The organism is Rhodococcus sp. P4_F3_2, assembly GCF_056401335.1.
On sequence record NZ_JBFUJN010000019.1, the window covers coordinates 71491 to 95678 of the forward strand.

At 63.7% G+C, this 24188-nt stretch carries 23 protein-coding genes; 10 read left to right on the plus strand and 13 right to left on the minus strand.

The window, feature by feature from the left end; all coding sequences use genetic code 11:
* Positions 1-153 precede the first annotated feature (153 nt).
* From mraZ to AC1DWA_RS20250, 3 genes are all read right to left on the minus strand, one after another.
* The gene (gene mraZ, locus AC1DWA_RS20240) at positions 154-585 is read right to left on the minus strand and encodes a division/cell wall cluster transcriptional repressor MraZ (protein ID WP_003941779.1); all 432 of its coding nucleotides are present in this window, start codon (positions 583-585) and stop codon (positions 154-156) included.
* Between the two features lie 558 nt (positions 586-1143).
* Positions 1144-1590 carry a DUF3040 domain-containing protein gene (locus AC1DWA_RS20245; RefSeq protein WP_019748880.1) on the minus strand — a complete coding sequence of 149 codons (447 nt, stop codon included), beginning with the start codon at positions 1588-1590 and terminating at the stop codon, positions 1144-1146.
* 237 nt (positions 1591-1827) lie between these two features.
* Entirely contained in the window at positions 1828-2379 is a 552-nt protein-coding gene (locus tag AC1DWA_RS20250) for an SAV_6107 family HEPN domain-containing protein (RefSeq protein ID WP_477846916.1), read from the minus strand.
* 147 nt (positions 2380-2526) lie between these two features.
* Here AC1DWA_RS20250 and AC1DWA_RS20255 point away from each other — a divergent pair, with 147 nt between their 5' ends.
* The 3 genes from AC1DWA_RS20255 to AC1DWA_RS20265 all read left to right on the plus strand — a co-directional run bounded on the left by AC1DWA_RS20255 (position 2527) and on the right by AC1DWA_RS20265 (position 5592).
* Entirely contained in the window at positions 2527-3132 is a 606-nt protein-coding gene (locus AC1DWA_RS20255; RefSeq protein WP_020908081.1) for a GNAT family N-acetyltransferase, read from the plus strand.
* Complete coding sequence (locus AC1DWA_RS20260) at positions 3129-4727, plus strand: phytoene desaturase family protein (RefSeq protein ID WP_092763431.1); 1599 nt, start codon at positions 3129-3131, stop codon at positions 4725-4727. Before AC1DWA_RS20255 ends, AC1DWA_RS20260 begins: the two co-directional genes overlap by 4 nt.
* A gap of 70 nt (positions 4728-4797) precedes the next feature.
* Positions 4798-5592 (plus strand): LppM family (lipo)protein, encoded by a 795-nt coding sequence (locus AC1DWA_RS20265; RefSeq protein WP_202022304.1) that lies wholly within the window; start codon positions 4798-4800, stop codon positions 5590-5592.
* A gap of 47 nt (positions 5593-5639) precedes the next feature.
* Here AC1DWA_RS20265 and AC1DWA_RS20270 read toward each other — a convergent pair whose 3' ends face one another.
* Positions 5640-6629 (minus strand): methylenetetrahydrofolate reductase, encoded by a 990-nt coding sequence (locus AC1DWA_RS20270; protein WP_020908084.1) that lies wholly within the window; start codon positions 6627-6629, stop codon positions 5640-5642.
* Between the two features lie 170 nt (positions 6630-6799).
* Here AC1DWA_RS20270 and AC1DWA_RS20275 point away from each other — a divergent pair, with 170 nt between their 5' ends.
* The 4 genes from AC1DWA_RS20275 to AC1DWA_RS20290 all read left to right on the plus strand — a co-directional run bounded on the left by AC1DWA_RS20275 (position 6800) and on the right by AC1DWA_RS20290 (position 12165).
* The gene (locus tag AC1DWA_RS20275; RefSeq protein ID WP_021344573.1) at positions 6800-7939 is read left to right on the plus strand and encodes a polyprenyl synthetase family protein; all 1140 of its coding nucleotides are present in this window, start codon (positions 6800-6802) and stop codon (positions 7937-7939) included.
* 2 nt (positions 7940-7941) lie between these two features.
* Positions 7942-9534, plus strand: coding sequence for a phytoene desaturase family protein (crtI, locus tag AC1DWA_RS20280; RefSeq protein ID WP_477846917.1), 1593 nt, complete (start codon positions 7942-7944; stop codon positions 9532-9534).
* A 98-nt stretch (positions 9535-9632) separates the two neighbouring features.
* The gene (locus AC1DWA_RS20285) at positions 9633-11210 is read left to right on the plus strand and encodes an alpha-(1->6)-mannopyranosyltransferase A (RefSeq protein ID WP_020969867.1); all 1578 of its coding nucleotides are present in this window, start codon (positions 9633-9635) and stop codon (positions 11208-11210) included.
* 10 nt (positions 11211-11220) lie between these two features.
* A complete protein-coding gene (locus tag AC1DWA_RS20290) occupies positions 11221-12165 on the plus strand; it encodes a phytoene/squalene synthase family protein (RefSeq protein WP_092763427.1) in 945 nt (314 codons plus the stop codon).
* 20 nt (positions 12166-12185) lie between these two features.
* On the opposite strand, the gene AC1DWA_RS20295 is transcribed toward AC1DWA_RS20290, so the two are convergent.
* Positions 12186-12554, minus strand: a complete 369-nt coding sequence (locus AC1DWA_RS20295) for an Rv2175c family DNA-binding protein (RefSeq protein WP_003941747.1) — start codon at positions 12552-12554, stop codon at positions 12186-12188.
* A gap of 391 nt (positions 12555-12945) precedes the next feature.
* On the opposite strand from AC1DWA_RS20295, the gene pknB reads away from it, so the two are divergent.
* Positions 12946-15009 (plus strand): Stk1 family PASTA domain-containing Ser/Thr kinase, encoded by a 2064-nt coding sequence (gene pknB, locus AC1DWA_RS20300; RefSeq protein WP_477846918.1) that lies wholly within the window; start codon positions 12946-12948, stop codon positions 15007-15009.
* 27 nt (positions 15010-15036) lie between these two features.
* Positions 15037-15465, plus strand: coding sequence for a protein-tyrosine phosphatase family protein (locus tag AC1DWA_RS20305; RefSeq protein WP_021334100.1), 429 nt, complete (start codon positions 15037-15039; stop codon positions 15463-15465).
* A gap of 83 nt (positions 15466-15548) precedes the next feature.
* Here the strand turns inward: AC1DWA_RS20305 and AC1DWA_RS20310 are convergent, their stop codons facing one another.
* The 8 genes from AC1DWA_RS20310 to AC1DWA_RS20345 form a co-directional block, all read right to left on the minus strand.
* The gene (locus AC1DWA_RS20310) at positions 15549-16934 is read right to left on the minus strand and encodes a class II 3-deoxy-7-phosphoheptulonate synthase (protein ID WP_477916949.1); all 1386 of its coding nucleotides are present in this window, start codon (positions 16932-16934) and stop codon (positions 15549-15551) included.
* A gap of 90 nt (positions 16935-17024) precedes the next feature.
* Complete coding sequence (locus AC1DWA_RS20315; RefSeq protein WP_003941683.1) at positions 17025-17516, minus strand: polyadenylate-specific 3'-exoribonuclease AS; 492 nt, start codon at positions 17514-17516, stop codon at positions 17025-17027.
* Between the two features lie 66 nt (positions 17517-17582).
* Positions 17583-18389 carry a lysophospholipid acyltransferase family protein gene (locus AC1DWA_RS20320; protein WP_020969874.1) on the minus strand — a complete coding sequence of 269 codons (807 nt, stop codon included), beginning with the start codon at positions 18387-18389 and terminating at the stop codon, positions 17583-17585.
* A 94-nt stretch (positions 18390-18483) separates the two neighbouring features.
* A complete protein-coding gene (locus AC1DWA_RS20325) occupies positions 18484-19524 on the minus strand; it encodes an ROK family protein (protein WP_020969875.1) in 1041 nt (346 codons plus the stop codon).
* 124 nt (positions 19525-19648) lie between these two features.
* Positions 19649-20044, minus strand: coding sequence for a hypothetical protein (locus AC1DWA_RS20330; protein ID WP_019748896.1), 396 nt, complete (start codon positions 20042-20044; stop codon positions 19649-19651).
* Positions 20041-21309 (minus strand): ArsA family ATPase, encoded by a 1269-nt coding sequence (locus tag AC1DWA_RS20335; protein WP_279164180.1) that lies wholly within the window; start codon positions 21307-21309, stop codon positions 20041-20043. Before AC1DWA_RS20335 ends, AC1DWA_RS20330 begins: the two co-directional genes overlap by 4 nt.
* Positions 21310-21747 (minus strand): SRPBCC family protein, encoded by a 438-nt coding sequence (locus AC1DWA_RS20340; protein ID WP_019748898.1) that lies wholly within the window; start codon positions 21745-21747, stop codon positions 21310-21312.
* Positions 21748-21810: 63 nt separating this feature from the next.
* Positions 21811-22197, minus strand: coding sequence for an SRPBCC family protein (locus AC1DWA_RS20345; RefSeq protein WP_021344585.1), 387 nt, complete (start codon positions 22195-22197; stop codon positions 21811-21813).
* 159 nt (positions 22198-22356) lie between these two features.
* Between AC1DWA_RS20345 and AC1DWA_RS20350 the strand changes: the two genes are divergently transcribed.
* A complete protein-coding gene (locus AC1DWA_RS20350) occupies positions 22357-24168 on the plus strand; it encodes an AMP-dependent synthetase/ligase (RefSeq protein ID WP_019748900.1) in 1812 nt (603 codons plus the stop codon).
* Positions 24169-24188: the final 20 nt, after the last annotated feature.

Below are 24188 nucleotides of genomic sequence, written 5' to 3' on the forward strand. Positions count from 1 at the left end.
TTTTCGAAAAGGTGCTGACTTTCCGAGAAGGCGATGACTGTTCGAGAAGGCGAATGCTTCGAGGTCCCTGCCCGAAGGAGAACCTGGCGCTGGGGAAGTGCGTCAGGGTCTTTCCGGGCAGAGGCCTCGCGGCATTCGCCGGGGGCTCTTCGCCTAGACGATCTCGCTGAGAGATTCGCCTGTTGCCTGCGAATAGTCCTCTTCGTTGTCTCCGAGATACCTCTCCCAGGCTGCTAGATCCCAGATCTCGAGGTAATCGACGGAGCCGGTCACTACGCATTCCTTGGACAGGTTTGCGTAACGCCGATGATCAGCCGAGAGGGTGATTCGCCCCTGGGCATCGGCGTGCTGTTCATCTGTACCGGCGGCCAGGGCACGTACATACGCCCGAGCTGCCGGATCATTGCGTGGAGCTGCCGCTGCCTTTCGAGCAAGCTTGACGAACTCGTCCCGGGGGTAGATGGCGAGGCTGTGATCTTGACTCTTGGTGATCATCAATCCTCCTGCCAGTTCGTCTCGGAACTTTGCCGGCAACGTGAGCCGACCTTTGTCGTCGAGCTTCGGCGTGAAGGTACCGAGGAACACTCGACACCTCCTGCGAGCTTGCGCTGAAACCCTCCCTATCGAGCGGATCGTGCTTCAGCTCTCCGCCCGAACCCACAGTACCCCACTTTCCCCCACAAACAAGGAGCACATGGTCCCTATTCAGCATCATTTGCTGACAAATAGCAGGTCAGCGCAGGTGGGGATACGTGGGGGAAATTTGCAACCGTGTCCCGGCCCACACCGCCGTCATATCGACCCTTCACGCCACGATTTGTCGCTCCCCCAAGCAAAATCGCAGTACAAGCGCGGTTTTCGAATAGACGTGAGCGGGACGAGGTCTGGTCGTGCGTTGCAGTTCGACCAGGGTGGAGGAAAGTGGAGGGGCGAGTGGAGCGAAGTGGAGGAAGCCCGCGGGCTTGCCTAGGGGCGACCGTGGGTGGCGAGTGATTCGCTCGCGCGTCACTGATTCACTTCGATGGATTGCCGGCACACATGTACAACACCCACACCAACGACGTGTGGTCGTCCGTGCCCTACAGAGGGCGTCATGTCCGAACTGCACCACTCTCGAAGTACGCCCGAAGAAGGGCGGGAGAGCTAGTCCTGCTCGAACCTGCGTTTGAATCGATCTTCCATCCGCGACGAGAATCCGCCGCCGGACTTGCGGCCGCGTCCCCGCCCGGATCCACCGGCACTACCCCTACCCGGCGGACCGGAGGGATGATTGCCACCTTCGGAAGCGGGTTCGGCTGCTGCTGCGGACTTGCGTCCACCACCCCAGAGGAACAAGACCCCTGCGCCGAACATGAACAAGAAACCGAACAGGCTGATGATCGGAAAACCGCCCGGCTTGAGCGGGAGGGCAACCCCCGCGATCAGCAGGACCAGACCCAGCACGAATAGAGCCGCTGCTTGGAACCGCCGTCTACTCGACGGCGCCCGCATACGGCCGCCCCTCACATTGGAGGCGAACTTGGGGTCTTCGGCATAGAGAGCGCTCTCGATCTGATCGAGCATGCGCTGCTCGTGCTCGGAGAGTGGCACGGTACCTCCCCCGGCACTGGAAGTTTGGCAACCACCCCACGGTGTGGGGCGGCGGGTAATCAAGTTGGACGATTACCTGTTTTCATAATACGAGCAGTTTAGGTCTCGGACCACCAACTCCGGGTACGAGTTCCGCCACAAGCGTACGTATTCGTGCCGAAGGGCCCCGATTCGGCTCCATTTGCCTGTGCGGACCAGGAAATTCCCCGGAAACAACTGCCAACACGGACCATTTGTTCACGACGCTCGCAAATGCTCGGACGCGTCCTGACCGATGAAATCTTCGACCGCCGTGAGAAAACGACCGACCTCGGCGAAGAATGCATCGGAATCGGAGTCCGTGATCACGATCGACACACCGGTTTCCACGGCCGCACGCGCAGCGGACCACCCCGCGAAGAACTTCGACCACGCTCCGAACGCGGGCGCTGCGGCGTCCATCAGAACCCACGCGTTTCCACTTCGCTTGCGCTTCGATCCGGTACCGGCAGGAGCTGCGGCCAACACTGCCCCGGCACCACGTAGTGCTGCCAGATAGGCACACCGGAACCGGTCGGCAGGATCGCCCGCCCCAATCGCTTCCTCGAGAAGCGCATCCGCCTTCCTGAGGAGCCCCCACGCCACACCGGACTTTCCCACTTGCGCAGTGCGGTGGCTGGCGTCCGTCGCACCGAAGGACCGTCTCGCCGATATCGGCAATCGCGAGATTGCGGCATCCGACGGGCTCGACAACTCGGCCGGAAGAGTTCGTTGGCACTTCACACGATCAGGCTTTACATGCTCGGACATCGGGGCACCTCCTGCACCGTAAGGATCCAAGGCCAGGTGGGCCGGAGATGCCCGCTTCCCTTCGGGCATCTCCGGATCACCCACATCGAACATCTGTTCGACCTATTCAATATAACTGCACCCACCGACACGCCGTCAAGAGAAGAGGTGAGACCGGTCGACCCGCAGATCGCCTGGACACCACATACGGTCGACCTCGATCGTGAAGAATTCGCGAGTCGACTCCACGAGGCACTGGCCGTGTACGTCACTGCGATGGACTATCCGCGAGGAACCGAGTTCCATCGCGCACCGATGTGGCAGGAGCACGCGAACCGGCCTGGCTGGAAAGCCGTCGGCGCATTGGCGGTTCCCCAGCAACCGTCACACGAAAATCTGCCGCTGGTGGGGATCGCTTACGGGTATCGCGGGAGCCCGGACCAGTGGTGGCATCAACAGGTACTGCACGGGCTTCGGCGCTCGGGTCGCCCTCAGAGCGAGATCGACGCGATTCTGAGCGACTACTTCGAACTCACCGAACTCCACGTGCATCCGAACGGTCAAGGTCACCGATTGGGCGAATCGCTCTTGCGCCACCTCCTCCTCGATCGAACCGAACGCAGCGTTCTGTTGTCGACACCTGAGGTGTTCGACGAGGACAACCGAGCCTGGCGGCTGTACCGCCGTCTCGGATTTCGCGACGTACTCCGCAGATTTCGTTTTGCCGGCGACAACCGACCGTTCGCAGTCCTCGGCCGTGGACTGCCGCTGTGAGCGCATTTCTCGACGCCGTCGTCGTCGGTTCCGGACACAACGCGCTCGTTTCGGCCGCGTATCTCGCACGTGATGGTTGGTCGGTCGAGGTTCTCGAGAAGGACACGGTTCTCGGCGGTGCCGTCTCGACCGTCGAGCGATTTCCCGGATACAAGGTGGACCGGGGGTCGTCTGCGCACCTCATGATCCGACACAGCGGCATCATCGAGGAACTCGGACTCGGCGCGCACGGCCTTCGCTACATCGACTGTGACCCGTGGGCGTTCGCTCCGCCCGCCCCTGGCACCGACGGGCCGGGCATCGTGTTTCATCGCGACCTCGATGCAACCTGCCGGTCCATCGAACGAGCTTGCGGGACAAAGGACGCCGACGCGTACCGGCGGTTCGTCGCGGTGTGGTCGGAGCGCAGCCGACACGTGATGAGGGCATTTTCCACACCGCCCACCGGATCGAACCTGATCGGTGCGTTCGGAGGACTGGCCACAGCGCGCGGCAACAGCGAACTGTCGCGGCAGTTCCTCGCGCCTGGCGACGCACTACTGGACGAGTATTTCGACAGTGAGGCGCTCAAGGCAGCGTTGGCGTGGTTCGGCGCCCAGTCCGGGCCTCCGATGTCGGAACCGGGAACCGCTCCGATGGTCGGCTTCGCGGCCCTCATGCACGTCCTGCCGCCCGGGCGAGCAGTCGGAGGGAGCGGCGCACTGAGTGCTGCGTTGGCCTCCCGGATGGCTGTCGACGGCGCCACCGTCGCGCTCGGTGACGGCGTGACGTCGATCCGCCGGAACTCGAATCACTGGACCGTCACAACCGAGAGCGGTCGAGAAGTTCACGCTCGCAAGGTAATCGCGGGTTGCCACATCCTCACGACACTCGATCTCCTGGGCAACGGAGGCTTCGACCGAACCACGCTCGATCACTGGAGGCGGAAGATCAGGGTCGGCCCCGGCATCGGCGCTGTATTGCGACTGGCGACATCTGCGCTCCCTTCCTACCGCGGCGACGCCACGACACGGGAAAGTACCTCGGGATTGCAATTACTCGTTTCCGATCGCGCCCACTTGCGCACTGCACACGGCGCAGCACTGGCAGGGGAACTGCCTCCTCGCCCTGCGGTTCTCGGAATGAGTTTCAGCGGAATCGATCCCACGATCGCCCCGGCCGGGCGGCATCAGGTGACACTGTGGTCGCAGTGGCAGCCGTATCGTCTCAGCGGACATCGCGATTGGGCGTCGGTCGCCGAGGCCGAGGCCGACCGGATCGTCGGCGAGATGGAGGCTTTTGCACCCGGATTCGCCGATTCCGTCCTCGACCGCTTCATTCAGACTCCCCGCGACATCGAGTCGGAATTGGGGATGATCGGCGGAAATGTCATGCACGTCGAGATGTCACTCGATCAGATGATGTTGTGGCGACCGCTTCCCGAACTGTCCGGCCATCGCGTTCCGGGAGCAGACGGGTTGTATCTGACCGGAGCCTCGACGCATCCCGGTGGTGGTGTGTCCGGAGCCAGTGGTCGCAGTGCCGCTCGAATCGCACTGTCCGACAGCCGCCGGGGTAAAGCGAGTCAGTGGCTGCGTCGTTCGAGCAGGTCGTGAAGGTCACCCGCCGAACTTCACCCGCCGACACGCCCCCGCCTCGATGACTGGCTACGCCACGGCTGGCACGATGACCACTGTGCAACAGTCCACCGATCCCGCCGCCAAGCCGACCAGTCGGAAACGTTTCCTGACGGTTGCCGCGCTCGCCCTCATGCTTGTTCCCTTGCTTGCCGGGTGCATCCGCGTGCAGGTGTCGATGGGAGTGTCCGCGAACGATCGTGTGACCGGACAGGTGGTAGCTGCCGCTATTCCGGCGAACGAGGCGGACAAGGGTCCGCAGCTGACCCCGCCTTCCTCGCTGGAGGACAAGATACGGGTTCAGGAATACAAGAAGGACGGATACGTCGGCAGCCAGGCGTTCTTCAGCGACTTGTCCTTCGGTGACGTCGCCCAACTGGGCTCGATGTATGCCGAGGGATCCGGGTCGTTCCAGATCACCCTCAAGCGATCCGGGGACACCGTCACGCTCGACGGCAAGGCAGACCTGAAGACGGTTCCAACTCAGGGCGCCGACGTCCAGGTCAGCATCGCCTTCCCGGCACGGGTCGGCACGACCAACGGAACACGAGACGGCGATTCCCGGGTGTCGTGGACTTTGCCCGCCGGCGAGGTGTCGACAATGCGCGCCGAGGTCAACTACGCGGACCCCAGCACCCGAAGCTTCGCCGGGTGGGCAGGAATCATGGCCGGACTGGCGCTCGGTGTCGCGATTATCGTCGGTGCAATGGCCTGGATGGCGCGCAATCGAGCACCGATCAAGCGCGCGCCCGCCGCGAAAGCACCGGCCATGAAGACGCCTGTCACGAAATCACCTGTCAGCAAGCAAGCTGACAACAGGAATCCGAAAAACACCACGAAGTAGCGCCTGGCGGTTGCCCCCTCGATTGGTGTCGAGCGGGGCAACCGGGATCAGACGGCTTGTGCTGTCCCGACAGAGGTGTCGGGGGTGAGACCGAGTCGCTCGAGGACCTCACTGGTGGCGCGCGCGAAGTTCAACGTGATGAAGTGCAGGCACGGAGCGCCTTCGGCGATCAACCGCTCTCCCATCTCGGTGGCCAGATCGATGCCGAGTTCGCGGACCGCTGCACGGTTCTCTTCCGGACCGCTTCCGGCCGCGGCGTCGAATCGGCGTTCGAGAGCAGGGGGCAATGAGGAGCCCGAGAGCTCGAGCATGCGCCGCACCGAGCGCAGCGACGTCACCGGCATGATCTCCGGGATGATCGGCTTGGCGCCCTGTTCTGCGTCGTATGCACTCACCCGGTCACGGAGACGCAGGTAGTCCTCCACGTCGAAAAACATCTGCGTGATCGAGTACTCGGCGCCGGCACGCAACTTCGACACCAGGTACTTCGTGTCGTACGCCAAGTCCGGAGCGCGGTAGTGCCCCTCGGGGAACGACGCGACACCGACGTGGAAGTCGCCCAGGTCACGGACCATCCGCACGAGTTCCTCGGCGTACTCGACGCCTTCGGGATGCTTCTTCCACTCGCCGAGCGGATCGCCGGGCGGATCGCCGCGCAACACGAGGATGTTGCTGATGCCACGGTCGGCGTAGGCACCGACCATGGCGCGAAGTTCTTCGGTGCTGTGCGAAACAGCAGTCAGGTGAGCAACCGGCAGCAGGGTCGTCTCCTCGGCCAATTCGCCGGTGACGCGCACCGTACGATCGCGCGTCGAGCCACCTGCGCCGTAAGTCATCGAGACGAACGCCGGTCCGAGCCGCTCGAAGGTACGCACCGCACGCCACAGGCGCGCTTCGGCGTCAGCGTCGCGCGGCGGCGAAAACTCGACCGAGAACGGAATACGGCTACCTGTCGAGGAAGCGATCCGATCGACGATCGACGGTGTTCGGGTGGCCCACCCCTCGCTGGAGCGGCCCCTGACTGGATCGAATGTCACCGGTCAAGCATATGTTTTCCAGCTGCAAACAAGCTCATCGCCCAGGACTGCGTATCCCGAATGTCAGGATCACGCAGTTCACGGCCCGAACCCCCGTTGATTCCAACCCCCACTAAGCTGGGCCCCAAGCTCGCTTCCGTGTAACCCTCCGGCGCGAGAACATACCGATCTTGGAGGCCACCCTGTCCGCAGGAACCGCGCGCGTTGGACAGAGTTCGACCAACACCGCACCGCATCCGACCTCACTCGAACTGCCAGGCATGTTCGAAGGAGCGCTCCGCGACTTCTTCGATTCACGCCGCGAACTCGTCTCGAACATCGGCGGTGGATACGAGAAAGCCGTCAGCACCCTCGAAGCCTTCGTCCTGCGCGGAGGAAAGCGCGTCCGGCCCTCGTTCGCCTGGACGGGATGGCTCGGCGCCGGAGGCGACCCGAACGGGAGCGACGCGGAGGCGGTGATTCGTGCGTGCGCGGCCCTCGAACTGGTGCAGGCCTGCGCGCTCGTCCACGACGACATCATCGACGCATCAACGACCAGGCGCGGCTTCCCGACCGTTCACGTCGAATTCGAGGACCAGCACCGAGGCGAGGAGTGGAGCGGCGACTCCGCGCACTTCGGCGAGGCCGTCGCCATTCTTCTCGGCGACCTGGCCTTGGCCTGGGCTGACGACATGATCCGAGAATCCGGGATCAGCCCCGACGCGGCCGCACGAGTGAGCCCGGTCTGGTCGGCAATGCGCACCGAGGTGCTCGGTGGCCAATTCCTCGACATCAGCAACGAAGCCCGCGGAGACGAGACCGTCGAGGCAGCCATGCGGGTCAACCGTTACAAAACCGCCGCGTACACGATCGAACGCCCCCTGCACCTCGGCGCCGCACTGTTCGGTGCAGACGCCGAGTTGATCGATGCCTACCGGACGTTCGGCACCGACATCGGGATTGCCTTCCAACTTCGCGACGACCTGCTCGGTGTCTTCGGAGATCCGTCCGTCACGGGCAAACCGTCGGGCGACGATCTCATCGCCGGTAAGCGGACTGTCCTGTTCGCGATGGCGCTTGCCCGCGCCGACGCCGCAGATCCGGCGGCAGCAGAACTGCTCCGCAACGGAATCGGCACCCAGTTGACCGACAACGAAGTCGACACTCTGCGTCAGGTGATCACCGATCTTGGCGCCGTCACCGACGTCGAAACGCAGATCGACACCCTCGTCGAGGCAGCTGCGAACGCCCTCGACTCGAGCACGGCAACGGCAGAGTCCAAGGCTCGCCTGACCGATATGGCGATCGCGGCCACGAAGCGAAGCTACTGACCGTGGCAGACGTGCACCGCACTCGAACCGTCAGCTCGCCGACCGATCGAGTCGTGATCGTCGGCGCGGGACTTGCCGGACTGTCTGCGGGGTTGTATCTGCGTGGCGCCGGCCGCGACGTCACGATCCTCGAGAGCAACGGCTCGGTCGGCGGGCGAGTCGGTGTCTACCAGGGCAGTGACTACAGCATCGACAACGGCGCAACGGTGCTCACGATGCCCGAACTCGTCGAAGACGCTCTTGCGGCCGTCGGCTCCGACCCCGACTCGACAAACCCCAAATTCGTTGTGCACAAGCTCGATCCGACGTACCACGCGCGATTCGCAGACGGCACCGCTCTCGATGTTCACGCCGACCCCGAAGACATGGCTGCCGAAGTCTCCCGTGTCTGCGGGCCGGAAGAAGCGCAGCGATACCGTGCGTTGCGGCGATGGCTGAACCGCATCTTCGACGCGGAATTCGACCGCTTCATGGACGCCGACTTCGATTCTCCCCTCGGACTGGTCAATTCGCGTGAAGCAGTCAAGGATCTGAGCCGACTCGTCGCACTGGGAGGATTCGGGAAACTGGGCGGGCAGGTGGATCGCAAGATCCGCGACCCTCGACTCCGGCGGATCTTCACTTTCCAAGCGCTGTATGCGGGAGTTGCTCCGTCTCGAGCCCTCGCGGTGTACGGGGCGATCGCTCACATGGACACCTCACTGGGCGTCTACTTTCCCGAGGGCGGGATGCGCACGATCGCCGAGTCGATGGCCGACGCTTTCACCGAGGCCGGCGGAATTCTGCATCTCGGCCGCACGGTCGAACGACTCGAGGCGAGCGACCGTCGCGTGCGTGCCGTACACACACGCGACGGTGAGAGCTACGACTGTGATGTCGCAGTCCTCGCCCCCGACATGGCCGTCACGGACTCCCTCTTGCGCCCGCATACGCGATTGCGCCCGCGACCGGTGCGTACATCGCCGTCCGCGGTCGTGATTCACGGCACTGTTTCTTCAGCCGTCGCCGACGGATGGCCCGCGCAGCGACACCACATGATCGACTTCGGCGAGGCGTGGAAGCGCACCTTCGCCGAGATCACGGCACGCCGCGGCCGCGGGCAATTGATGAGTGATCCGTCACTGCTCGTCACCCGACCGGCGCAGACCGACCCGAGCCTGGCCTTCTCGCGAGACGGCCGGATCCGTGAACCGCTGTCAGTCCTCGCGCCGTGCCCGAATCTGGACAGTGCGCCGCTCGACTGGGCAGTTCTCGGCCCGGCCTACGTGCGTGAAATCATCCTCACGCTGCAAGAACGTGGCTATACGGGACTGGTCGAGGGGTTCGATATCGATCACGTCGACACCCCGCAGACCTGGCTCGAGAAGGGCATGGCCGCGGGTAGCCCGTTCGCGGCGGCACACACCTTCACCCAGACGGGGCCGTTCCGACGCAAGAACCTCGCCCGCGGCTTCGACAACGTCGTTCTCGCCGGATCGGGAACCGTTCCGGGGGTGGGAGTACCGACCGTTCTGCTGTCCGGCCGGCTCGCCGCCGAACGTATTACCGGTACACGCGAGCGAGCCAGCGCGGTGGGCACTCGTGCGAGCAACTAAACTAGCCCCTCGTAACCGACCATTCATCCACGATTCACCGACTCGGGCGCTGCATGCGCCGATCGACACCGATCTCCTCGGGGGAGGAACCTGCACCGATGACGTCCTCTGCCGCAGCCACTGAAAGACCGTGGCACCTAAGGGCCGCCAATTTCCTTCGGACTCCCGAAGGTCACAGTGCACTGCTCGGTTTCTTCGGCGCAGTCATGATCACGTTCGGCGGATTCGGTGCCGGTAGCGTCCGGCGCCAAGATCCGCTGCTCGAGTCGATGCATCTGTCCTGGCTCCGTTTCGGACACGGATCGATTCTGTCGGCGGCCATCGTCTGGATCGGTGTCCTGTGCATGATCGCTGCCTGGGTTCGACTGGGCCGCTCGACTCTGCGCGGTGACGTCTCGTTGCGCGGCCTGCGCTACGTCGTCCCGGTCTGGACGTTTCCGCTGCTGTTCGCGGTGCCCATGTTCAGCCGTGACGCCTACTCCTACCTGGCACAGGGCGCCTTGTTACGCAACGGCTTCGACCCGTATGCCGTCGGCCCCGTCGTCAATCCGGGAATCCTGCTCGACAACGTCTCCAACGTGTGGACGACGACAACTACCCCGTACGGCCCGGTTCACCTTCTCCTTGCCGACGCCATCGTTCGGCTGACCGGCGAGAACGTCATCGCCGGCACGATGCTGTTGCGGATCACGATGCTGCCCGGACTCGCCCTGATGATGTGGGCCGTTCCCCATCTCGCGACGAAGCTCGGCGGAAACACCTCGATCGCCCTGTGGCTCGCAGTACTCAATCCCCTCGTCCTGATCCACCTGATCGGCGGCGTTCACAACGAGATGCTCATGGTCGGCCTCATGGCCGCGGGCATTGCGCTCGCTCTCGAACGCAAGCACCTGTTCGGAATCGGGCTGATCGCACTCGCCGTCGCGATCAAGGCAACCGCGGGCGTCGCACTTCCCTTCATCGTCTGGATCTGGATGATCCACGAACGGGAGGACGCAGCCGCGGCCGGGCGAGAACCGGCGTCACCGATCCGATCGTTCGTCAAAACGGCCGGTGCAGGTTTCGCGGTATTCGTGGCGGTACTCGGATCCACCTCACTGATCGCCGGCGTCGGCCTCGGCTGGACGACGGCACTCTCGGGTTCGGCAAAGATCATCAACTGGCTCTCGCTGCCCACGATCGTGGCGCACATCGGAACCATGGCCACCTCCTGGTTCGCCGGTGACCATTTCAACGACATCCTCGAAGTCTCCCGGACCATCTCGGCGGTTGTGTTGATCGCGATCATCGCCGTCGTGTGGTGGCGCTACCGCAAGACCGAGCGCGACGCCGTCATGGGCATCGTGATCGTGATGGTCGCCATCGTCGTTCTGTCCCCCGCAGCACTCCCCTGGTACTACTCCTGGCCGCTGGCAGTAGCGGCCGGTTTCGCAATGTCGCCGACGACTCTCGCCGTACTGACCGGGCTGTCCACCTGGCTGATGCTGGTGTTCCAGCCTGACGGATCGATCGGCCTCTACACCTTCCCGCATGTGGCTCTGGCCATCGTCGCTGCCGTGATCGCGGCTATGTCCTTGCAGACGGAAGATCCACTCAGACTTCGTGGACGCAAACACGAGAAACCGATCGAAATGACGTCAGCCGCCTCGGCGCCCTCGACGTCAGAATCTGCGTGATCCGCGTGTCATGAACGCATTGTCTGCGTCCTATGAATTCTGCGAGGACGTGACGAGGGAACACGGCCGAACGTACTTTCTGGCCGCTCGGTTGCTGCCCGAGCCTCGACGCCGCGCAGTTCACGCTCTCTACGCATTTGCTCGCGTCGTCGACGACGTCGTGGACGAACCCTCGGGTCCGCATGAACGAGGCACGGTGCTCGCCGACGTCGAACGTGCAGCCGTCACCGCACTCGACAACCCCACTGCGACAGGTGGCTTCCCGTCGACGGTTCCCCTCGACCTGACACGCGTACTCCCTGCCTTCGCCGATGCTGTGAAGACGTTCGACCTTCCGCGTGCATACTTCGACGCCTTCTTCGAGTCCATGCGGATGGACGCCCCCGACACCGCGAAGTTTCGACCCGTCTACAACACGATGGACGAGCTTGCCGAGTACATGTACGGCTCCGCCGTCGTCATCGGTTTGCAGATGCTCCCGATTCTCGGAGTGAGCGTTCCGCAGCAGGAAGCTGTAGTGCCCGCGTCGAATCTCGGTGAGGCGTTTCAGCTGACCAACTTCATCCGCGACGTCGGTGAAGACCTCGACCGGGGACGTCTGTATCTCCCGGCGGGCGAGTTCGCCGCATTCGGGGTCGACATCGAGATGCTCGAGCACGGGCGCAGAACCGGAACCGTGGACGTTCGGGTCAAGCGCGCGCTGGCACACTTCATTGCCGTGACGCGGGGGCGGTATCGGTCCGCCGAATCCGGCATCCCGATGCTCGATCGGCGGGTCCAGCCGTCGATCCGCACGGCTTTCGTGTTGTACGGAGCAATTCTCGACCAGGTCGAGCGCGCCGACTTCCGGATACTGCATCGACGAGTGTCCGTTCCCGGACGCACGCGACTTCGAGTCGCTGCGCCGGGTCTGGTCCGGTCGGCAACCTACGCGGCGAAAAACCGCATGAGGTGAGTTGTCAGAAGGCCGGCATCTCAGAAAGCCATGGCCTGTGCGCGGCGGATGACCTCACGCGCGAGATCCCCATGCAGTGCGTCCACCGGGCGCCCCGGCAGGGAATCGTCGGCCAGGAACAACCAGCGGAGGATTTCGACATCGGTGTAGCCGCCGTCGTGCAGCACCGCCAGCAGACCGGGCAACCACTTGACGATCTGGCCGTCCTCGCCGAAGAACACTTCGGGGACACCGAGAACGCCATGCCGCTTGACTGCGATGATCTTGTGATCGCGAAGCAACTGGTGAACCTTGCTCACCGGCAACCCGACGTTCTTCGCCACATCCACCAGCTGGAACAGGGAAACCGAAGAATCCAGGACATCATCACAATAAGGAATCGCGCTCACCGCGAGAAGTTTATCCGGTACGGCGAGCCCGCTGTGTACCGCCCGGTGCAGTGCTCGAAACCGCCGCTCCGCTTGGGTCACAGCGCTCTGTGACGTTCTCGAGACTTCCGCGTCGGTATCGCTGGCTACGATGGACGGGATGCGGCGTATCAGTAACCGAGATTTCGTGAACCGGGATTTCGCGAACCGGGATTTCGTGAACTGGGATTTCGTGAACTGGGATTTCGTGAACTGGGATTTCGTGGTGACCGCGAATCGGCGCCCGTACGGCGGGGCCACACTTACATGCTGACAGCTACCGCCCAGAGCACAACCACACAGAGCACAACCACACAGAGCACAACCACACAGATCGCAAGCACGGAGGAATAGTCATTACGGAGGTCGAGGGTTGATCGGCGAAATGCTCGAGCGCCGCTATCGAGTGGACGCACCGATCGCGCGCGGCGGTATGTCGACCGTGTATCGAGGCCTCGATACACGGTTGGATCGACCTGTCGCGATCAAGGTGATGGACCCGCAATTTGCCGGCGATCCGGCGTTCCTGACTCGTTTCGAGTTCGAGGCCCGGGCCGTGGCCAGACTCAAGCATCCGTCCCTTGTGGCCGTCTACGACCAGGGCAGCGATCGCAATCACGTGTTCCTCGTGATGGAACTCGTCGACGGTGGAACTTTGCGCGAACTCCTTCGTGAGCGCGGACCGATGCCGCCTCACGCCGTCGCTGCAGTCGTGGCACCTGTCCTGGACGCGTTGGCGGTGGCGCATCGAGCGGGACTGGTTCACCGTGACGTCAAACCCGAGAACATCTTGATCTCGGACACCGGCGAAGTGAAGATCGCCGACTTCGGATTGGTGCGTGCAGCCGCGGCAGCAACCACCACCTCCAACAGCGTGATCCTCGGCACCGCAGCCTATCTGTCGCCGGAACAGGTGACGTCAGGAATTGCCGACACTCGAAGCGACGTCTACTCGACCGGCGTGTTGATGTTCGAACTTCTCACCGGTACAACACCGTTCACCGGTGATACGTCGCTCTCCATCGCCTACCAACGCATCCACGACGATGTCCCGCGCCCCGGTTCACGCATCCCCGGTGTACCGGCACAGTTCGATCGCCTGGTTGCCGAAGCCACTCACCGCGAGCCGGCACATCGTTTCGCCGACGCTGGTGAGATGGCAGCTGCACTTCGCAGTGTGAGCGAACAACTGGAACTTCCGTCATACCGCGTTCCGGCTCCGCGTCGAAGCGCCCAGCACCAGAGCGCGCAGGTTGCCCCGGCTCGGCCACAACCGGCGCCTGCGCCCCCGACGGATGTACACCCGAACTCTGCTGCGCGCCCGAACCCTGGTGCCACGACGGTATTGGCGTCCGGCGTGGCCCCGGCTGCGGCAGCCACCACGGCGCTCGGCACGGGCTCTCCTCCCCCCGGCGGCATTCAGCACACTCGCGCGGTCACCGCACAAACTGCTCGTCCGGCGACGGTCGACGGCGACTCGGATTTCGACGACGGTTCCGATTTCGGCGACGACCAACTGGGACCTGACGATCCGCACGCTCATTTTGTCGAAGCACGACGCAAGTCTCGACGAGCCACCCTGATCTGGCTGCTCGTCATCGCGGTCCTCGCGCTTGCATTGGGCTTCGGCGGATGGTGGATGGGCTCGGGCCGCTATACAGCTGTTCCCTCGATCGACGGGCTGACCAAGGACACTGCGGTCACCGCCCTGCAGGACGCCGGGCTCTCCCCCGACGTCCAGGGTCAGTACTCCGACGCCCAACCCATCGACACGGTGATCGGGACAGACCCGGCCTCCGGCTCCAGGGTTACCAAAGGCTCGACCGTCGCGCTGCTGACTTCGCTCGGGCGTCCGACTGTTCCGCCCATTCCGGCCGGCGGCGACGTCTCGGCCCTGGGCGCACAACTCGCCGACCGTACTCTCGTCGCGGTCGACGGCGGGGACACATTCAGCTCCAAGATCCCGATCGGCGGCGTGGCGGCGCTCGACCCGGCGCCGGGAACCGAGGTTGCCGTGGGCTCCTCGGTCAAGGTCATCACGTCCAAAGGGGCACCGCCCGTTGACATTCCCGATGTGAAGGGCATGTCCGAGAACGCTGCGCGCGCCGCCCTCGACAAGGTAGGTATCTCCGTCAGCACCACCAGAACAACATTCGACGACGCCGTCGAGGGCGGTAGCGTGATCGGCACAGATCCCGCAGTCGGGTCCTCCGTCAACGCCGGCACCTCCGTTGTTCTCCTCATCTCCGACTCCGTCAAGGTTCCCTCGCTGATCGGCCGCTCCGTCTCCTCAGCACGCGAAGAACTCGGCCGCCTCGGCCTCGAGATCACCGTGCGTCAGCTCACCCAGAACGACAGCTCGGTCATCATCAGCCAGAGCGTCAAGAACGACCTCGTTGCCAAGGGCACCGACATCAGCGTCGTCGCAATTCCCTGACAGTCCGCTTCGGCCTAGTCTGAATTCATGGCCACGTGGGAACCCGAGAGCATAGGGATACTCGACTTGCCGTCGGGAAGATCGATTCGGGGTCGAGGACTCCGCAATCCACTTCCTTCCGGACCTCTCCCCACCTTCGGTGTCTACCTGACCGGTAAAGAACCTCCCGCCACCGAGTGGGATTCGGTGTGGGTCCGCTGGCGAGATTTCTGGTTGCCGAGCGATCCCGACGCGCTGCGCAGCGCCTTGCACGAAGTGTGGGTGCGTTCGGAAACCGAAAGAGTCGAGATCGCGTGCGGTGGCGGATTCGGCCGCACCGGAACAGCTTTGGCCGCTCTTGCCATTATGGACGGAGTGCCGAGTAAGGACGCCACCGCGTACGTTCGCGCACGCTACTCACCTCGCGCCGTCGAAATGCCCTGGCAGCGTCGATTCGTCACACGATTCACGACATAGCGAACGCCCCCACCTGCGCGAGCGGGTGAGGGCGTTTGCCGAAAATCAGTGCCGGTGCGAATCAGCTTCGGCGAAGCAGGGTTTCAGCCTCGCAGCATCTCGGCCACGAGGAACGCGAGCTCCAACGACTGTTGGGTGTTCAATCGGGGGTCGCACGCCGTCTCGTAGCGACCACCGAGATCGAGGTCGGAGATGTCCTGTGCGCCGCCGAGGCACTCGGTGACGTTCTCACCAGTCAGCTCGACGTGGATACCACCCGGATGCGTGCCGAGGCCGTTATGGACCTCGAAGAAGCCCTGAACCTCGTCGACGATGCGATCGAAGTGGCGCGTCTTGTACCCGGTGGAGGCTTCGTGGGTGTTGCCGTGCATCGGATCGCACTGCCAGATGACCTGGTGGCCGGTGGCCTGGACCTTCTCGATGATCGCCGGCAGCAGGTCGCGGACCTTGCCGTTGCCCATGCGCGAGATCAGAGTCAGTCGACCCGGCTTGTTGGTGGGGTCGAGACGCTCGACATATTCCACCGCCATTTCCGGCGTGGTGCTCGGACCGATCTTGAGGCCGATCGGGTTGGAGACCAACTCGGCGAAGGCGATGTGCGCGCCGTCGAGCTGACGGGTGCGGTCACCGATCCAGAGGAAGTGGGGCGACAGGTCGTAGAGCTTGGGGTGGTCGCTGTCGTTGTCGAGACGCAGCATCGCGCGCTCGTAGTCCAGAACCAGGGCCTCGTGGCTGGCAAAGATCTGTGCCTGGTGCAGGCTCGGATCGGTGACGCCACACGCGTTCATGAACTGCAGGCCGCGGTCGATCTCGGCGGCGAGTTGCTCGTAGCGTGCGCCCGCGGGCGAAGCTGCGACGAACTCGCGGTTCCAGTCGTGCACCTTGTGCAAATCGGCCATGCCGGCGCCGGTGAGCGCGCGAACCAGGTTCATCGCGGCGCTGGCGTTGGCGTATGCGCGCACCAGACGCGAAGGATCGTGCGCGCGGACTGCCTCGTCGGCGACGAGCGAATTGATCATGTCGCCGCGGTACGACTTGAGCCCCAGCGAGTCGATGTCGGCAGAACGCGGCTTGGCGTACTGGCCGGCGATGCGAGCAACCTTGACGACAGGCATCGAGGAACCGTAGGTGAGCACGACGGCCATCTGCAGCAACGTGCGGATGTTTCCCTTGATGTGCGGCTCGGTGTTGTCCGCAAATGTCTCGGCGCAGTCACCGCCCTGGAGCAGGAATGCTTCACCACGCGCGACCTGCGCGAGACGCTCTTGCAGCGCCTCCACCTCGCTGGCCACCGTGATGGGAGGCACGCTCTCGAGCACAGTCCGCATGGCGGCCGCCTGGTCAGCGGGCCACGAGGGCTGCTGAGCAGCGGGCTTCGCGAGTGCCTCGTCGAGCTGCTTACGCAGTCCGGCAGGCAGCGGCGGGAGTTCGGGCAAGCGGTCGATCGGCACGTCGACAGTCCAGTTCACCTCTACAGGATATTCGCTCGCCCGTCGGCGCGTCACACAGGCTCTCGATCGCAGCCCAATCGGGACACTTCTCGCGCACCGAAACCTGAGTCAGCGAAGTGAACGTGCTGCCGAAATCGCGTCGAACTTCACGAGGTTGTGCCTGGCGTCGGCAAGTGCGTCGTGTGCGTCGGCGGGCGCTGACGGGAGGGCAGGACTGCCGTTGTCTTCCCAGAACTGTCGGAGTTCGCGGGTGTACCGCGGCATCGACTGCGGTAGTTCGGTCATATCGCCCCACAACTGGCACAGCGCGACGTGGTCGTATGCGGCTACCCACGCCCAGAGCTCCGGAACGACCATCGGCCGCGGAACGAAGAATTTCAGAAGATCGTCGCGGATCTTCTCGCGTGATTTCCACAGCGGCGACGAAGGCTGCGGCAACTTCGGCAGCACGTTCTTGCGCACCCAACTACCAGCACGGGCGGGATCGAACTCCGTCGAGACCGCGTAATACTCTCGGCCGTCCTCGCAGACAACGCCGATGGACACGAGATCGATGGTTCGACCGTCTTCGATGAATTCACAGTCGTAGAAGTAGCGCACGTCCGAAAACTATGCCGCACGCGCAGGCTCTGGAGCCAATGCGCGTGCGGCAGGTGTGGGAAATCTCTAGCTGGCCTGTGCGTCCGGGAGCGAATCCTTGTCGGTCTTCGCGGACTCCTTCGACTCGGCCGAGACCACGAGATCAACAACCGACTCGCCGCCTTCCGCCGGAACATCGACGGCAGCTTCGGGTTTCGTGGGCGCCTGGTTCTTGAGGCTCGCCGCGTAGATGTCCACGTACTCCTGACCGGAGAGTTTCATCAGCTTGTACATCACTTCGTCGGTCACAGCCCGCTCGACGAAGCGGTTTCCGCCCATGCCTTCGAAGCGGGAGAAATCGATGGGTTCACCGACGATCACGGTGACCTTCGCGGGGCGCCACATCCGTGAGCCGATCGGATTCATCTTGTCGGTACCGACCATCGCAACCGGGATCACCTTGACGCCCGATTCGAGCGCGAGGCGCGCCATTCCGGTCTTGCCCTTGTAGAGACGACCGTCAGGCGAACGCGTTCCTTCGGGGTAGATACCCAGCAGACTGCCCGAACCGAGAACCTTGAGACCGGCGTTGAGCGCATCCTGCGCCGCGTCCGCGCCGGTTCGGTCGATGGGGACCTGTCCGACCGCGGTGAAGAACCACTTCTGGAAAGCGCCCTTCAGGCCGGAACCGGTGAAGTACTCGCTCTTGGCAAGGAAGGTGATGCGGCGGTTGACGCGAAGCGGAAGGTAGAACGAGTCCAGAACCGCCTGGTGATTGCTGGCCAGAATGGCCGCGCCGTCAGTCGGAATGTTCTCGTGACCTTTGACCGTCGGACGCCCGAGCAGCCAGAGAATCGGCCCCAGCAACACATACTTGAAGAGCCAATACCACACGGCGTCCCTCCCATTCACAGCTGAATTTCGCTGAGTACGACCTTACTGCCGACCGGTAACCCCCGCTACACACGCCCCTGGAGGATCGACCCGATCACAGTCCGGCAGACGTGGTTCCAGCGCCGTCGACCCCACCGAGATCCTGAGGCACTACCGAACGCGCCAATGCGGCGGCGCCCACCATGCCCGCAGCTTCGCCGAGTTGAGCCGAACGGATTCGTGCCAGCGGGCGGTGCTTCGCGCCGGTCAACAATGTCGCGTACTGCTCACGGGCGTCGTCGAGAAACAGTGGGGCAGAACTCGCGACGCCGCCTGCGATCACGACCAGATCGGGATCGTAGACGTCCCCGACCATCGCCAATCCGACGGCCAGCCAACGGGTGAACTCGGCAATGGTTGCCAGAGCGAGTGGGTCACCGTCCTGCGCGGCGTTGGCGATCCGGCGACCGGTGAGGGAACCCGGATCCACCGCTACTTCGCGCGCCAGAACCGTCGACGCAGCCGGGTCGGCGGCCAGCAGTTCGATTGCCGTGTCCACGAGCGCCGTTCCGCTGCAATAGCGCTCCCAACACCCACGCTTGCCACACGCACACTGACGCCCGCCCGGAACGACCTGGATGTGGCCGAGTTCGGGGGCGACGCCGTGACTGCCCCGGTACAGCTCACCGTTGATCAGCAGCGCACCGCCGATTCCGGTCCCGATTGCCACCATCACGACATTGCGGCCACCTGCGGCCGCGCCGAATCGGTGCTCCGCGAACGCCGCTGCATTAGCGTCGTGCTCGAGAACGACGGGCAATCCGAGCCGCTTACTCAAGTCACTGCCCACCGGCGCGTCCACCCAGGGCAAGTGCGGCGCGAACCGAACCGAGCTTCGATCGGAGGTGATGAAGCCGGCGACCGCCAACCCCACGGCAGATACCTCGTGCCGGGTGACCAGTTCGCGTACGACGCGATCGAGGCCGTCTTCGAGAGCGCGTGCGGACTGCGGGGTCGGGGCTTGAATCATCTCGAGCACTTGTCCGTCGACGTCCACGACGGAGGCCCTGATGCTCGTTCCGCCGACGTCGATGCCGACCGTCAAGATGTCGTCCATGGTGGAGTCGGAGACCGCTTTCAAGCGGCGCGCGCTCATCGCGCCAATTCCCGCGCGAGCGGCGCCCGCTGGAGTGCGCACCCTGTATCGGTGCCTCGTGCGTCGGTGACCATTGTGTCGATTGTGCTCATCTCGGGCCGTCAGCTCTACCCGGGGTACTAAGTCAGTCCTTGACCGTCACGTTGATCGGGACAAATGCCGCCGTTCGAGTTCGCTCGGCACCTGGCGTCGTCGCTCCGCTGTCCGGTCCGCGATCCGGGCCGGACGGCCCCCCGAGAAACTCGTCGAGAATCTCGCGAAGCAATGCGAGGAACGCCGCTGCGTGACCCGCGAGAAACGCCAGTAGTTCGTGGTGCTCACCGCGAACCAGTGCAGCGAGAGCGCACACCGGGCACCAACTGCAGCCAGTGAACACCGGCTGCGTGTCCGCTGACGCCGAGTCACCCGCAACGTCGGCCGTCGCTGCTGCAGCCTTTTGCAAGACCGGTTCCAGGCGCGTCAGAACGGTATCCGCCAACGCACGAAATTCCGCGACGAGGCGCTCGTGCTCTTCGCTCATACTGGCCACACCGCGGGATCCGGGCTGAACCGGATGATCAGGTAACTGCCGTCCAACTCCGCCCCGTTCACGACACAACGACGCAGCACCGACGCCAAACGAACTCTGCGCCGTACGCCGTCTGCTCCCACCAGCACATCGTCCTCCACCCGGCCCAACGACAACGACGACGGATCCACGAGCGGAAGGTACATCCGCATCACGTACACCGAATCGACTCCGGCCCCCGACTCCAACGACACCACGATGTTGTCCGCGGTGTCGACAGCGTCGATTGTGTCGACGGTGTCCGAATCCGTGCCCGTTCCACCCTCGAACGTGGCCGCGATCTCGCCCAGAGCCGCCAACCCTACCGGTTCGGCGCAGGCGCGCTCGACCGTTGTGACGGACATTCCATCAGTCGATCCACGCAATTCGTCGACGACGAGTGCCTGTGACGCCCTGATCGAAGCGAGCCACTGCGCCGCCGGCGAATCGTCGACACCCTTCCCTGCCGACGAGTTGAACTGCGGGACAAGGTTGTTGACCACAATCCCGTCGACTCGCAATCCGGCCAGAGCCAGACCGGACAACGTCCGGCGAGTCGCCGCGGCCGACACGCCATCGGCCGACGTCACAACGCGCACGCTGGTGTTCTCCCGATCCGAGAGGTGAACGGCGATTCGATCCACCGACGCGAGCACGCGTTCGATGACGGACACGAGTAGCAACACTCGCATGTCCGAGCCCGTCACGGCGACCATCCGCCTGTGCCGCGGCCACAATCGCTCGAGATACTCCGACACCATCGACGGCGACCCGAGGATCCGCAGTGCTTCGGCTGCGGCCGGACAGTCCACGATCACGAGGTCGTAGTCACCGCTGCTCGAGATATCGACGATCTCGGAGAGTCCGAGTATGTCTTGGATCCCCAGGGATCCCGTCAACTCTTCCGGTTCCAACCCCTCGAACGACGAACCGTGTTCGTGATCTCCCGCTCCGAAATTTCCTGCAGCATCGATCAATCCCGACAGTCCTCGGAACTTTTCCTCGAGGAGCTCTGAAGTGTCGAGTTGCCGGACGTCGAGGCGCTCGGTGAGAGGTGTAGTCGTTCGCAGCGCCGGCACGCCCACGACATCCGCGAGAGAACCTGCCTGATCGATCGACACCAAATGCACTCGTGCCCCGTCGGACGCAGCCGACACAGCCGTCGCCGAGGCAAGCGTCGTCGTGCCTGCTCCGCCTTTACCGACGAACAGTTGGACGCGAGATCGTTGCTCCGGCACTCAGCCCTCGACTCGCTTCTTCAGTTCTTTCAGAGCTGTGTCGGTAATGATCTTCTCGGCCTTGCGCTTGAAGAGACCGATCATCGGGATCGTCAGGTCGACCGTCAACTCGTAGGTGACAGAGGTGGTGCCGTTCGGGCCGGGCTCGAGTGTGTACGAACCGAATTGGGACTTCTGGATCTCACCCGAGATCAGCTCCCAGCTCACCGCCATACCGTCCGGCGCCCACGAATACTGCAGTTCGTAGGTGTCCTTCACCATCCCCGCGTCGAGGACAAAACGCACTCGGTCCGCGCGGCCGCCCTGCCCCGGCGCCGTCACCTCGACGGACTTCGCCGCGGCCACCCATTCGGGGTACTGCGCGAAATCGGCGATGACGTCCATCACGGCGTCGGCAGGGGCGTCGATGCTGATCAACCCCTTGGTCTTCTCGGCCATACGACTGCGCTACCTTCCTTCGTCAAAAGTCCAGAACCTGCACAACGAGCACTACTTCGATTATCAGTCCGGTGCTACCCCGGCGGCACGTCCTGCTTCGAGTTCGCGCTTGAGCTGGAAGGACATGACCTTGCCGTCGACCCGACGCTCTCGGTTCATCCCGGAGAGGTCGAGGTTCGCCAGATCCGACGGTGATACGCCGACCGGTTCACAGTGCAGGAAGTAGTGCGCGATCGTCCCGTCCATGACCGGTTCGAGCCACACCTCCATGGTGCCGACCAGCTGACCGGACACTCCCCAACGGAATCCTGCGGGACCGCGATCTTCCCGGACTTCGAGCGCAAGATCACTGAACCAGCGACGCCACCGCGCGCGCGAGGACAACAGTTCGGCGACCCGCTCGGGCGGGGCGGCGATGAAAGTCTGGTCTGCGACCTGAATGCTGCTCACCGAAGTAGCTTCACATATCGCGTCGGCGAAGCGTCGGGGGGTGTCGCACCACTACATACCGGACAGACTGTAAGCCTGGCCACAACTGCGTCGGACATGCGACTACAGTAGGAGACGAAAACCCTACTCGTCAGTATTTCGCAGTGTCGGAGGTATTTCGTGCCTGAGTTCAGCGCACCCCAGACGTTCACCATTCCCGAGGATGCCTCCGCGGTCGACTCGGTCTTCGCCTTCGCGAAGACGAAGCCGGCGGCGGTTGTCTACAAGCGCAAAGTCGGAAATGCATGGGTCGATGTCACTGCAGGCGATTTCGCCGCCCAGGTGACTGCAGTCGCCAAGGGCCTCATCGCGATCGGCGTCAAGCAGGGCGACCGCGTCGGCCTCATGTCGGCGACGCGTTTCGAATGGCCGCTCGTCGACTACGCCATCTGGGCAGCCGGTGGCGTGACGGTTCCGATCTACGAAACCTCCGCAGCCGAGCAGGTTCGTTGGATTCTCGAGGACTCAGAAGCAATCGACCTCATCGTCGAGAACGACACTCACGCCGCGACCGTGAAGGACGTCGCTGCAGCCGCACCCGCGCTGCGCACGGTCTACCAGATCGATGCCGCGGCAGCCGGTAAGGGTGTCGTCGAGGAATTGACCGCACTGGGCGCCGACATCTCCGACGAGGACGTCCACGCCCGCGTCGCTGCACTGAAGGCCTCCGATCCCGCGACCCTGATCTACACCTCGGGCACCACTGGCCGACCCAAGGGCTGCCAGCTGACGCACTCCAACCTCATTGCGGAGTCGAAGGGCATCCTCGACTCCAACCTCGGGACGCTGCTCAAGACTCCCGGCGTTCGCACCCTGATGTTCTTGCCGCTCGCGCACGTTCTCGCTCGCGCAGTCAGCATCGCGTCGTTCGATGCCGGTGCAGCGCTTGGACACACGAGCGACATCCCGAACCTCGTTCCGACGTTCGGCGAGTTCAAGCCCGACTTCATCCTCTCGGTGCCGCGCGTATTCGAGAAGGTCTACAACAGCGCACGCGCCAAGGCGCACGGTGACGGCAAGGGCAAGATCTTCGACGCGGCCGCAGACACCGCGGTCGCGTGGAGCGAGGCTCAGGACAAGGGCGGCGCGGGCATCGTTCTCAAGGCCAAGCACGCCCTCTTCGACAAGCTCGTGTACTCGAAGCTGCGCGCTGCACTCGGTGGACAGTGCCAGCTGGCCATTTCCGGTGGTGCACCCCTGGGCGCTCGACTCGGCCACTTCTTCCGCGGTATCGGCGTCACGATCTACGAGGGCTACGGACTGACCGAGACAACCGCAGCGTTCGCCGTCAACACCATCGGCGCACAGAAGGTCGGCTCTGTCGGAAAGCCGTTGGCCGGCAACTCCGTTCGCATTGCCGAAGACGGCGAAATCCTCCTCTCGGGACCGGTGGTCTTCACCGGCTACTGGCGCAACGAGAAGGCGACCGCCGAGTCGATCGAGAACGGCTGGTTCCACACCGGAGACCTGGGCACCGTCGACAAGGACGGCTACATCACGATCACCGGTCGCAAGAAGGAAATCATCGTCACGGCAGGCGGCAAGAACGTCTCCCCCGCTCAGCTCGAAGATTCCCTTCGCGCACACCCCCTGATCAGCCAGGCCATCGTGGTCGGCGACCAGAAGCCTTTCATCGGCGCTCTCATCACCATCGACGCCGAGGCACTTCCCGCCTGGAACGAGCGCAACAACAAGGCCGCGGGAACCACAGCTGCCGACCTGGTTTCGGACGGCGAACTGGTCGGTGAAATCCAGGACGCCATCGACGAGGCCAACAAGCTCGTCTCACACGCCGAGGCGATCAAGAAGTTCCGCATTCTCCCGGTCGACTTCTCCGAGGACACAGGCGAACTCACGCCCACGATGAAGCTCAAGCGCAACGTCGTGCACGAGAGCTTTGCCGCCGACATCGAAAAGATCTACGCCAAGTAGGTTTTCGGCAAGCAGCTTCT

Coding starts and splice junctions, on each gene's coding strand:
- AC1DWA_RS20325 (WP_020969875.1), bottom strand. CDS start 19,524: ATGAGCGCGCGCCGCTTGAAAGCGGTCTCCGACTCCACCATGGACGAC.
- AC1DWA_RS20285 (WP_020969867.1), top strand. CDS start 9,633: ATGACGTCCTCTGCCGCAGCCACTGAAAGACCGTGGCACCTAAGGGCC.
- AC1DWA_RS20305 (WP_021334100.1), top strand. CDS start 15,037: ATGGCCACGTGGGAACCCGAGAGCATAGGGATACTCGACTTGCCGTCG.
- AC1DWA_RS20290 (WP_092763427.1), top strand. CDS start 11,221: ATGAACGCATTGTCTGCGTCCTATGAATTCTGCGAGGACGTGACGAGG.
- AC1DWA_RS20330 (WP_019748896.1), bottom strand. CDS start 20,044: ATGAGCGAAGAGCACGAGCGCCTCGTCGCGGAATTTCGTGCGTTGGCG.
- AC1DWA_RS20265 (WP_202022304.1), top strand. CDS start 4,798: ATGACCACTGTGCAACAGTCCACCGATCCCGCCGCCAAGCCGACCAGT.
- AC1DWA_RS20250 (WP_477846916.1), bottom strand. CDS start 2,379: ATGTCCGAGCATGTAAAGCCTGATCGTGTGAAGTGCCAACGAACTCTT.
- AC1DWA_RS20340 (WP_019748898.1), bottom strand. CDS start 21,747: ATGGCCGAGAAGACCAAGGGGTTGATCAGCATCGACGCCCCTGCCGAC.